This is a genomic window from Culturomica sp. (genome assembly GCF_003524185.1).
GTDB classification, from domain to species: domain Bacteria; phylum Bacteroidota; class Bacteroidia; order Bacteroidales; family Marinifilaceae; genus Culturomica; species Culturomica massiliensis.
Window position 1 is genome coordinate 272,608 of the sequence record NZ_DOED01000008.1, and the last position, 11,560, is coordinate 284,167.

General features: G+C 42.5%; 11 protein-coding genes. 6 read left to right on the plus strand and 5 right to left on the minus strand.

Annotated features, from left to right (window positions below; all coding sequences use genetic code 11):
• Positions 1–128: 128 nt before the first annotated feature.
• The 4 genes from buk to DD657_RS04065 all read right to left on the minus strand — a co-directional run bounded on the left by buk (position 129) and on the right by DD657_RS04065 (position 4,688).
• Positions 129–1,202, minus strand: a complete 1,074-nt coding sequence (gene buk / locus DD657_RS04050; RefSeq protein ID WP_118773063.1) for a butyrate kinase — start codon at positions 1,200–1,202, stop codon at positions 129–131.
• Positions 1,203–1,309: 107 nt separating this feature from the next.
• Positions 1,310–2,425: a glycerate kinase family protein gene (locus DD657_RS04055; protein WP_287048581.1), complete on the minus strand. Its 1,116-nt coding sequence runs from the start codon at positions 2,423–2,425 to the stop codon at positions 1,310–1,312.
• A complete protein-coding gene (locus DD657_RS04060) occupies positions 2,425–3,768 on the minus strand; it encodes a serine hydrolase domain-containing protein (RefSeq protein ID WP_021988740.1) in 1,344 nt (447 codons plus the stop codon). Before DD657_RS04060 ends, DD657_RS04055 begins: the two co-directional genes overlap by 1 nt.
• Positions 3,769–3,899: 131 nt before the next feature.
• The gene (locus DD657_RS04065) at positions 3,900–4,688 is read right to left on the minus strand and encodes an aminotransferase class IV (RefSeq protein ID WP_068689505.1); all 789 of its coding nucleotides are present in this window, start codon (positions 4,686–4,688) and stop codon (positions 3,900–3,902) included.
• Between the two features lie 248 nt (positions 4,689–4,936).
• On the opposite strand from DD657_RS04065, the gene DD657_RS04070 reads away from it, so the two are divergent.
• The 6 genes from DD657_RS04070 (at position 4,937) to DD657_RS04095 (ending at position 10,678) form a co-directional block, all read left to right on the plus strand.
• Positions 4,937–5,428 (plus strand): hypothetical protein, encoded by a 492-nt coding sequence (locus DD657_RS04070; RefSeq protein ID WP_287048582.1) that lies wholly within the window; start codon positions 4,937–4,939, stop codon positions 5,426–5,428.
• Entirely contained in the window at positions 5,418–6,248 is an 831-nt protein-coding gene (locus DD657_RS04075) for a Rossmann-like and DUF2520 domain-containing protein (RefSeq protein WP_021988737.1), read from the plus strand. The genes DD657_RS04070 and DD657_RS04075 overlap by 11 nt, the downstream gene beginning before the upstream one ends.
• A gap of 41 nt (positions 6,249–6,289) precedes the next feature.
• On the plus strand, positions 6,290–6,817 hold the full coding sequence (locus DD657_RS04080; RefSeq protein WP_021988736.1) for a KdsC family phosphatase: 528 nt from the start codon (positions 6,290–6,292) through the stop codon (positions 6,815–6,817).
• A 112-nt stretch (positions 6,818–6,929) separates the two neighbouring features.
• Entirely contained in the window at positions 6,930–7,880 is a 951-nt protein-coding gene (locus tag DD657_RS04085; RefSeq protein WP_287048584.1) for a geranylgeranylglycerol-phosphate geranylgeranyltransferase, read from the plus strand.
• A 23-nt stretch (positions 7,881–7,903) separates the two neighbouring features.
• Positions 7,904–8,491, plus strand: coding sequence for a Maf family nucleotide pyrophosphatase (locus DD657_RS04090; protein ID WP_021988734.1), 588 nt, complete (start codon positions 7,904–7,906; stop codon positions 8,489–8,491).
• Between the two features lie 33 nt (positions 8,492–8,524).
• Positions 8,525–10,678 carry a S46 family peptidase gene (locus DD657_RS04095; RefSeq protein WP_287048585.1) on the plus strand — a complete coding sequence of 718 codons (2,154 nt, stop codon included), beginning with the start codon at positions 8,525–8,527 and terminating at the stop codon, positions 10,676–10,678.
• 32 nt (positions 10,679–10,710) lie between these two features.
• Here DD657_RS04095 and DD657_RS04100 read toward each other — a convergent pair whose 3' ends face one another.
• Complete coding sequence (locus DD657_RS04100; RefSeq protein ID WP_287048587.1) at positions 10,711–11,388, minus strand: superoxide dismutase; 678 nt, start codon at positions 11,386–11,388, stop codon at positions 10,711–10,713.
• Positions 11,389–11,560 lie beyond the last annotated feature (172 nt).

Below are 11,560 nucleotides of genomic sequence, written 5' to 3' on the forward strand. Positions count from 1 at the left end.
ATCTGCTTTTTTCAGTGTAACGGTGCTTATTAATAAATATATCAACTTCGATACTATGTAATAAAAAGAATAGGGTAAAAAAAAGTGACCGAAAACTGAATTTTCGGTCACTCTTATTTATGTTCGGATTATACGTATTTTTTGGCTTGGGTTTCGCCTTTTAGTATCCGCAGGCCGTTCATTGCCAAAGCACGCATTTCGTCTTCTCCCGGATATACTTTTACGGGAGCGATGAAGCCGACTCTTGCGGTGATGTAATCGGTTACCGGTTTTCCGTAAGCAATGCCTCCCGTCAAAAGGATGGCATCTACCTGACCTTTCAGAACCGTAGCCATTGCACCGATTTCTTTGGATACCTGATAACTCATGGCATCCTGAATTTTTGCCCATTCCGGATCGGTTTCTGCTTTACGCTCGACTTCCAGCATGTCGTTGCTGCCTAAATAAGCAACAACACCGCCTTTGCCGCATAACATTTTTTTGATTTCTTCTTTGGTATATTGTCCGCTGAAGCAGAGGTTTACCAAAGCACCGGTAGGAAGGGAGCCGCTACGCTCGGGTGAAAACGCACCTTCTCCGTCCAAAGCGTTATTGGTGTCGATTACACGGCCTTTTTGATGTGCACTGACGGAAATACCGCCTCCCATGTGAGCGACAATCAAATTGAGGTCTTCATATTTACGGCCAGCTTCCTGTGCATAGGTACGGGCAATCGCTTTCTGATTCAATGCGTGAAAAATAGACAGGCGTTGAATGGCCGGGTGTCCGCTGATACGGGCAATCGGGTCCATTTCATCTACGACAACAGGATCGGCAATGTAAGCCTTTACTTTGTCACCGAGTTCTGCAGCAATATTGTGTGCAATCAATCCTCCCAAATTGGATGCATGTTCTCCCATAACGGGATGTTCCAGATCGTGAAGCATAGCCGCATTTACTTCGTATATGCCGGATTCGATCGGTTTGATAACACCGCCTCTGCCAACGATTGCATCGATGGTCGCAATATCGATCCCTGCATTTTTCAATTCGGAAAGAATAAGGTCTTTCCGGTATGCAAACTGGGAAGCAATGTTCGGATAACTACTGATCTCTTCGGCTGAATGCCGGATCGTTTTGATGAAAATCTGATTTTCATCTTCGAAAATCGCAATCTTTGTTGAAGTCGAGCCTGGATTGATGGCAAGGATTCTGTAAGCCATATGTGCTGTTTTATTTTAAGGATTAAATTAAATTTTGTGCAAAAGTTGTAAATTGTAAGCAGAAATCAAAGGAAAAGTATAAAAAAATAGCAAACGATTTCGAAAAATCAGCGAAATAAGGTATCCAGGTATTTTTTTACGTCCCGGCATAGGGCGGGAAAGTAGCACTGAGCTTGTTGTATCGAGGCCTGGAGGCAGGGGGCATAGTCGATTAACCGGAATATACGGTCGAAAATTTCAGCTCCGGGTTCCGATATGCCGGCAACGGCAATGACGGGGATATGCCGTTGCCGGCATTTATCCGCAATTACGCCCGGAATTTTACCGTATAAAGATTGCCGGTCGATACGGCCTTCTCCGGTAATGACGACATGGCTTTCCCGGAGGTGTTTTTCAAATCCGGAGACCTGAAGATAATATTCGGATCCGGAAATGAGCCGGGCTCCCAAAAAGACTGCAAATGCTGTTGTTATTCCTCCGGCAGCTCCTCCGTATTTCAGACCGGCAACAGCCGCATTTGAATATCCGGTTAAAAGGGAGGCATACCTTTTCAGATATGTATCCAGTTGTATAACCTGCTGCGGCGAGGCTCCTTTTTGAGGTGCAAATACATAGGCCGCTCCTGTTTTTCCGTACAATGGATTTTCTACATCACAGAGAATAGTAAATTTTACATCTTTGAATTTTACCTTTAAGTCAGAAGGATCAATTTGTTTTAAATCAATGATGTGATTTCTGTATTTATCATGGCTTTTCGTTATTTTCAATCCCATTTCAGTCAAGGCTCCCAATCCACCGTCTATGCTGGCACTACCGCCCACACAAAGGAGTATTTCGTTTACTCCGTTTGTTACGGCGTGATTTACGGCTTTGCCTACCCCCGTCGTATTGGCATTTAATACATCATATTCCTGAATTTTCAGTGTTTTCAGGCCACATATACCGGCCAGTTCAATGATGGCGGTTTTCCCGCTGCGGTAATAAGTTCCCCGGACAGGCCGTTCCAAAGCATCGACTGCCGGAAAATAAACCGGACGGGGCAGAGGAAAGTAAGAAGCGATGATTTCAGCCGTACCGTCGCCTCCGTCACCGGCAGGCAAAGAAATTACCCGGTACCGACCGGACAACAGAGAATTAAAATAATCACATATTTGCGGCGCTGTCAAAGAGTCTTTGAAAGCATTGGGAGCAACCAGAACCGTCGGTTTGAAAGAATCGGACATTATTGAAAGACAATATGCTGATGGGGCTCGAATTGTTGTAAAGCAAAAAGATCCTTTTCCGGCCATGAAGGAACATTTTTCAAAGCCTTGGTTATCATTCCGTTGATATAGGATTGAAAACGGGGGCCTTTCCATGAACCGGTATTGGATATAAATACCCAGGCATATCCGTCTGATTGCTTTTTCATAAGTACGCTGCTACCCGACAGGGTGCCCGTACGCGACCATTCTCCTTGCGGAGTAACATGCATCCAGCCGATAGGCAGGGCATCCGCACTGAATGTCGTCATCTGCTCTATACTTTCCGGACTGAGGATATCGGGAATAACCGGATTACCGTCGATTACGGCCATAAACCGTAGCAATTCGGAAGCAGAAGCCACCCAGCCGCCGGCTCCGTATAATTCTTCGATATTGTTTCCTCCGTAATATTTAGGTACCAGTTGCTTACTTCCGTCGCATGAGGGTATCAGCTCTTCTGCCGTGTCATAATACCGGACTTCATTGGGAAGCCGGTTTTCATAAAGATTCCTGCCCAGATGCATATCGAAACAGCCGGCAGGACGCAAGATATTTTGTTTGATATAATCTTCGTAGTTCATTCCCGATACTTTCTCGATCACCCGGGTTAAAATACCGTATCCGACATTGGAATAAGCCGTAGAAGTGCCAGGCGTGTAGTGAAGACGGCGGGATAGTACGAAACGAATGATCGTATTCAGGTCGACGGGAGGTTTTACTTTCATTTTACGGGCAATGTCCAGCGGACAAAACATCGGATCTCCGTATACGGCTGTGTAGCCTCCCTGATGCCGGAGCAGATGTTCTACGGTAATACGCTTGGTTCTGGGATCTTTTATTTTGGAAAAAATAGAGTCGTTCAAGATACCTTCCGGTCCGAAAACCCGGTCTTCTAACCGGAGTTTGCCTTCTTCCGCCAGTTTCATGATTCCGCTGGCGGTAATCAATTTGGAAACCGAGGCAATGCGGAAAATATGTCTGACATCGACTTCTTCACCGGTTTCTGCATCCGCATATCCGTAACCTTTGCTGTATATCAGTTTATCGTCTTTCATTAAGGCAAAAGAAGCTCCGCGGATCTGCCATGTTTTCATGAATTTTTCAATGGAGCGGTCGAGCTTTTGGGCTATGGGAAGTTCGGAATCTGTATTGGAGAGTACTTTGTTTAGGGGGAATAAAGGAAGCGGGGCTTTTGTTGCCATGGCTTTAGCCAATAGTAGAGTCGAATCGTTCGATAGGGGTGTTCCTCCTGCAAAATTGATTTCCCAAGGCTTAGCCAGAAAAATAGTGATAATGACAACAATTAAGATAAAATACTTCATTATGCAAAATAGTAATTTCAGGTTATCCTCGGTTTAAGTCATTTAATTCAACCTGTAGCATATCAATATATTATACTTTGCAATATTAAAGAAAAGCTAGCTAAATTAAAAAAATTTGATCAAAAAAAATCCTAAAAAACGTTATTCAGCAACGAAAAATAGATTTCCATCAGTTTACGTAGATACCGGTTATCAGGGGAAAACGGATAATGGTCTATCGTTTTTATGGGCAATACCAAGGGAGAGGTGCCGGTAATGAAAGCCGCATCAAACGAAGGCAGATTTTGATAAGCGACCCGTTCTTCCCGAAGCGGGAATGTCTGTTCTTTACAAATGTCAAGTACCCTTTTGCGAGCTGTTCCCGGTAATACATAACGTGTCGGAGCCGTATAGAAAATACCGTCTTTTATGAAAAATACATTGGACCGGGAACCTTCCGTTACCCAACCGTCTCTGTCTATCAACAGGACTTCGTAGACGGCATGTTCCCGAAGCAACCGATTCGTCATATCCCGTAAACCGTTGTTGATATATTTAACTTCCGGATTATTGCGCATAGCCTGGCAACTGATGGTGGCCACACCTTCCCGGTAATCTTTTTCAGTCGGATAGCAATGGGGAATCTGGTAAATGTATTCGTCGGTTTTGTCAGTTGTAAAATGGAGTACATATTTTATATTGCCTTCTTTCATCTGTTCCAGACGGATAAGCTCGTTCAGCTTATTTTCAATATGAAGATTGCATACATGTATGTCAATATTTGATTTTTTTATTGAATTATCCAATCTTTGTAAGTTGTCGCTTAAGAAGATAGGGTGTCCGTTATACACCCGGATCACTTCGTATATGCTCAGCCCGTTTTCAAATATTTTTTCTGAAAAGTCAGAGATATCAGTGATTGTATTGTTCTTTAAAATCATGGCCTTATTTTTTTACAAAATTACAAAATTGTCGGATAATGTGTTGCTGTAAAATAGAATTCGTATCAGGTTTATATAAAAACAGGCTGCAATCGGAAAATATCAGGAATAGTGCCAGAAAATCAGATGATTAAAATAATTACGGCCGTAAAAAGGAATTTGCTCCGGACAGCCTCTTCGGATAAAAGAATAATTTTCGAATTTTACCGCTGCATTTTTCGATAATTTGAACTATTTTTGACTCACCTATGAAAAATCAGAAAACAATTGAGAATACGGTTGCCTTTTTGGAAACAGTGGTTATCGGAGAGTTGGGGAAGGTTCAAAATGCGGGATTGTCATATATGCAATTTGTATTGATGGGGCAAGCGATAGAAGTGTTAGGAGGCTTTTTGGACAGAAAACCGATGAAGACGAAAGGACAGGCGGCCAAACGTTTTGCGGCAGGAATAACGTATTTGTTCGGGGGAAAATACCGGATATTGAATGAAAACGACTTTCTGTACCACAAACTGCGTAATCAGATGGTGCATGCTTTTATTCCGGCCCAGGATATACTCCTGCTGAATCAGGAGGAAGAGAGCGGGGAATTCCGTCATTTGGAAAGAAAAAACGGACAATTGGTAATGATTTCAGGGGTATTTTACAGGGATATTTGCCGGGCTTGTAAACGACTGGCAGACTTGATAAAAGAAGGAAAGGTAAAACCTAAAAATATTGCTTTCGGAGATGATGAATAAGAGGATTGTGATGATTGGCGCCGGTAATGTAGCACATCATCTGGCTCCGGCTTTGCTGAAAGCCGGTTTGAATTTGTGCCAGATATACAGCCGCAGCATCGAATCGGCCAGGGCTTTGGGCGTGAAAACCGGTATTACCTATACGGCGGATTTGTTTGCCATATACCCCGATTGCGATATTTATATCTTTTGTGTAAGTGACGATGCTTTACTTCCGCTTTTTAAGAGTATCAGAATAAATAAAGAAGCTGTTATTATACACACTTCCGGAAGTGTACCCCTGGACATATTCAAGGCTTCGGCGGATTATTACGGGGTAATGTATCCCTTGCAGACATTTTCCAAAAAAAGAGCCCTGGATTTTGCAGAAGTACCTTTATGTATCGAGGCTTCAGAACCGCGGGTATTGGATACTGTCCGGCAGTTAGCCGGATGTTTGTCAAATAACGTTCAGGAGATTTCGTCGGAAAAGCGTAAAAAACTGCATCTGGCCGGTGTGATTGCCAATAATTTTACCAACCACTTGTATATGATGGCCGGAAAAATACTGGAAGAAGAAGGTTTGGATTTTAATCTATTAAAGCCGTTAATTTTTGAAACGGCTCATAAAGTAATGTTACTGCCTCCTTACGAGGCCCAAACCGGACCTGCCAGGCGCGGGGATGAAAATATACTGGGGTTGCATAAAAGTTTATTGAAAAAAAACCGGAAATTGGCTGTACTTTATAATCTTATGTCCGATTCGATTCAGGAAACTTATGCTAAAAAGGAAGAAAAAGAAGAGGTCGGGGATAAACCGCAAATGTTATCGTTATGGTAGAAATGAAACAGGTGAATCGTTAATAAATCAATTATTTGAATATGGCTTTTTTTAAAGATGAATTAAAAAAAATACGGGCATTCGTTTTTGATGTCGACGGTGTATTGTCCCGGCAGGAGGTAAGTTTATCACCGGAGGGGGAATTGATACGGACTTCTTGTGCTAAGGACGGATATGCCATTATGTACAGTGGTAAGAAAGGATATATCCGGGCGGTTATTTCCGGAGGCGGAGCCCCCGGATTGGAAGAAAGATTCCGTAAACTGGGAATACAGGATATTTACCTGAAAATTGAAAATAAAGTCGAAGCCCTGAATGAATTAATGGAGAAATACAGTCTGAAACCGGAAGAGATCATGTATATGGGGGATGATATTCCCGATTATAATGTCATGACGATGGTAGGGCTTCCGGTATGTCCTGCCGATGCTTGTGAGGAAATAAAATCGATTTCCCGTTATATTTCGGATATGCCCGGAGGAATGGGATGTGCCCGGGATGTAATCTCCCAGGTATTGAAAGCCAGGGGGGATTGGATGGATACAACATGCTATGTGAAAAGCATGTAAGCCGGATTCGGTTCAGAAAAGATTCAAAGGAAAGAGGTGAGAACGGAAACTTAAAGCACAATATGCGGTAATATTCGCTATACATATTGAAAATCAATAAAATAAATGTGATATGCTCGGGATATTAAAACTGATCAGAATTCGGACACTTTTGTTTGCTGCTTTCACCATGTATTGCATGCGTTATTTTGTCATCCGTTCTATTTTAGATATCAACGGACTGACGTTGCAGTTACCGGATTGGGCTTTTACTTTATCGGTACTTTCGGTTTGTGCCCTGATTGCCGGAGCCAATGTGATCAATGATTATTTCGATACGAGGACAGACCGGTTATCGGCTGTAAAAGATGTGGTTGTCGGGCGGTGTATTACCAGGCGTACGGCAATGACACTTCATTCTGTCCTGAATGTATTGGCCATTGTTATAGCATTCGGCCTGAGCATCTATGTCGGCATCTGGAAAATCGGTATTTTATTTTTACTGGTATCCGGGTTGTTGTGGTTTTATTCTTCCGCGTATAAAAGGTATTTGTTGATCGGAAATCTGATTGTCGGTATTCTTGCAGCATTGATTCCACTTTGTGTTTTGTTATTCGAGATCCCTCTTTTGAATGATGAATACTCTGATTTATTGATACAAACAGATACAAACTTTATGTATTTATTTAATTGGATTCTAGGTTTTTCTCTTTTTATATTCCTGAATACCGTTATTTATGAGATGAATAAGGACATTTACACGATACCCGGAGATATCGAAAAAGGAATCCGGTCGGTACCGGTGAGATGGGGTATTCGTGCAACCCGGATCGTGATATCGGTATGGACGGCGATTGCTGTATGCTGCGCTGTTGTGTTGTATTTTACCGTATTCTCTGAATCTTCTCTGGTATTGACTTATATTGCTTTGGGTATTTGTCTGCCTTATTGTATCTATTTGGTATGTGTGTGGTTTTCTGTCAAACGTAGCCTGCAATTGGGTATTATTCGCCTGATTATGGTATTGTGTGTAGCTTTCAGCTTTTTATTACATCATTTTTTTGACCTGATATTTGCCAACTGACCGATCTCTCAATTTTTAAATCTATGAGTAACATATCCCACATTATTTTAGCTTCTTCTTCTCCCAGACGGCAGCAACTGATGAAAGAGGCCGGCATTGCCTTTGAAGTCAGAACGAAAAATACGGATGAAGTATATCCGTCGGAATTGAAGGTTGAAGATATTCCCGTATATCTGGCTCAATTGAAGGCTGCGGCCTTCAAAGGGGAGCTAAAAGCCACGGATTTACTGATAACGGCAGATACGATTGTGAGTCTGCACGGTCAAATGATTGGAAAGCCGCATGACCGGGCGGATGCCATTCGTATTTTGAGCGGGCTGTCTGGTAATAAACATACTGTAATTACAGGCCTTTGCCTGACGACGGCTTGTGAGCAAAAAAGTATTCCGGTTTTTACGGATGTTTATTTCAGAAACCTGGATAAAGAGGAGATTATTTACTATGTAGACAAATACAAGCCTTTCGATAAAGCCGGTGCTTATGGGATTCAGGAGTGGATCGGCTATGTAGGGATAGAACGGATCGACGGTTCGTTTTACAATGTCATGGGATTGCCTGTGCAAACGTTATACCGGGAATTGAAAGCTTTCGGATTGAATATGTGTGAATAAATCAATAATCATTTATTTTATAAAATCAAGACTATGAAAAAAGGTATACTGCTGTGTTTTTGTGTCATTTGGTGTATTGTTTGCTGCCGGGCCGAAGAGGGGATGTGGATTCCGATGTTATTGAAAAAATACAATATCGAGGATATGCAGAAAAAAGGCTTTAAGCTGACGGCAGAGGATATATATGCTATAAACCGGGCATCTCTGAAAGATGCGGTTGTCGGTTTAGGGCGGGAAGGACGTCCGTTCCAGCATTTTTGTACAGGGGGATTGATCAGTGCCGAAGGACTTGTCGTGACGAATCATCACTGTGCTTTCGATATGATACAGAAGCATTCCTCTTTAGAGAAAAATTACCTGAGGGATGGCTTTTGGGCAAAAGGGCGTCATGAGGAATTGGCAAATCCGGGAATTACGGCTTCTGTATTGGTACGTATGGAAGACGTCACCGGGAAGATTCAGGCAGCATTGTCGGAAAATATGCCGGAGAAAAGGCGTAATGCCGTGATAGACAGTGTTTGTAAAGTATTGGAACAGGCGGCGGTTGCCGGTACCGATTTGTCGGCCAATATAAAACCTTATTTCAACGGAAATCAATTTTTTATGTCCGTGTTCCGTATTTATAAGGATGTCCGCCTGGTAGCTGCACCTCCTTCGGCAATCGGTAATTTCGGAGGAGATACGGACAATTGGACCTGGCCGAGGCATACCGGAGATTTTTCGGTGTTGCGTATCTATGCCGGAGAAAATAATGAGCCGGCAGCCTATTCCGAAAAGAATAAACCTTATCGTCCGGCAGCTTTTTCCAAAATTTACGCCGGCGGATTGACGGAAGGTGATTTTACGATGGTATTCGGTTATCCGGGTACAACGAACGAATATTTGCCTTCTTATGCTGTCGATCAATTGGTGGAGCTGGAGAACCCTCATAAAATTGCCATACGGACAGCCAAACTGAATATCATCAAGGCTGCTATGAATTCTTCGGATTTGTTACGGATCAAATATGCTTCGAAAGCAGCCGGTGTCGCCAATGCATGGAAAAAATGGCAGGGAGAAAGCAAAGGTCTGAAACGCTTTAAAACGGTTGAAAATAAAAGAATGTTGGAAGAAAAGTTTCAGGTATGGGCAGCCGGCAAGCCGGAATACGCCGGTTTAATTGATCGTTACAAAGCATTGTACGATAAGCGGAAGGAACTGATGCTGGCAGATATTTATCTGGGAGAAGCAGGCCGGAGAGGGGCCGAACTGATGAATTTTGCTCTGTCGGCTTACACTTACGCCCAACGTTATAAGACACAAACAGACAAAGCGGGTGTTCAGGAAGATTTCAGAAATTATGCAACGGCTTTTTTCAAGGATTACGATGCGGAAGTCGATAAAACGATATTGATTGAAATGCTGCGGTTGTACAATGAAAATGTACCGTCGGAATGGGTGCCGGAAGGGGTAGCAGAGGCTGCCGAAGGGAAGGGAATAACCTTATTCGCAGAAGAAATGTTCCGCAAATCGGTCTTTACCGATCCGGACAGGACTTTCAGTTTTATTGATAAACTGGATTCTAAATCGGTGAGTAAAGTCAGCCGGGACCCGGCCTATCTGCTGATCAATTCGATCGTCGGTTTCAGTCGGGAAAAAGTATTGTCCCCTTTGAATCAGATAAACCGGGAGATACAGCAGTTGAACCGTCTTTGGCTGGCCGGTTTGATGGAGATGGAGTCGGATAAGGTGTTCTATCCGGATGCCAATTCGACCCTGCGTATCGCCTACGGCACGATAGGAGGTTATTCTCCGTCAGATGCTGTAAGATATAATTATTATACTACCTTATCCGGAATTATGGAAAAGGATAATCCGGCAATTTACGATTATAATATTCCGCAGAAATTGAGGGATATTTATGCCTCCGGCGATTTCGGTCCTTATACACAAAACGGAGAAGTACCGGTTTGCTTTATCGCCAATAATCATACGACGGGAGGAAATTCGGGCAGTCCGGTTTTAAATGCCCGTGGCGAATTGATCGGATTGAATTTCGACAGGGCCTGGGACGGTGTCATGTCCGACATGCAATATGACCCGGAAATTTGCCGGAACATTGCCGTAGATATAAGATATGTCCTTTTCATTATCGATAAGATCGGAGATGCCCGTTACCTGCTGGATGAAATGGAAATTGTAAACTAAAAAAAAGCTGAGTCCCCGACTCAGCTTTTTTATCATTTAATACATTCCAGACGTTTATTGACCTTTTCCCAGTCGACAATGTTCCAGAAGTTTTCAACGTATTTGGCGCGTAAATTCTGTACATCCAAATAGTAAGCATGTTCCCATACATCCAGGTTCAACACGGGAGTTTTTCCTGCCGTTAACGGATTTTCTGCATTTTTGGTCTGAACAAGTTCCAGTTTGCCATCGGCGGAAGCAACCAGCCATACATAGCCTGAGCCGAACAATGTCGTTGCAGCTTCTGCAAATTTTTGTTTGAAAGTATCCAGGTTTCCGAACGTACCTTCTATGTTTTTTTTGATTTTTCCTTCGGGGGCATTGTCTTTTTTAGGGGCATGTAAAGCTTCGAACTGGAAATAGTGGTTGTATACCTGTGCGGCATTATTAAATAGTTTACCGTCTGCCCGCAACATGATCTCCTCAATGCTGAGATCTTTGTATTCGGTATCGGCTTTCAAATTATTCGTAGTCTGTATATAGCCGGCCAAATGTTTTCCATAATGGAATTCTACCGTTTTTCTACTGATGTAAGGCTCCAATGCATCTTCCGGATAGAGGGTCGGCAATAATTTGAAATTATTGTTTTCGTCTTTTTGATTCACCTTATGGGAGATGAGTAACAGACAGGCAGCCTGTTTTACCAGATTGGATAAATCTTGTGTTTTCATGGTTTTTTGTTTTATAAATAAGATATAGATTAGGTAATTAAGTATTCTTAGTATTATTTTAACGTTTTCATATCGCTAAAGTTACAAAAAATGAAGCTGTTTTTACGAAATTGTCGCTCCAATCAGGCATATTTTAATAGCTTTGCAGTATGAAGTTACGAAAAGAGTGTAA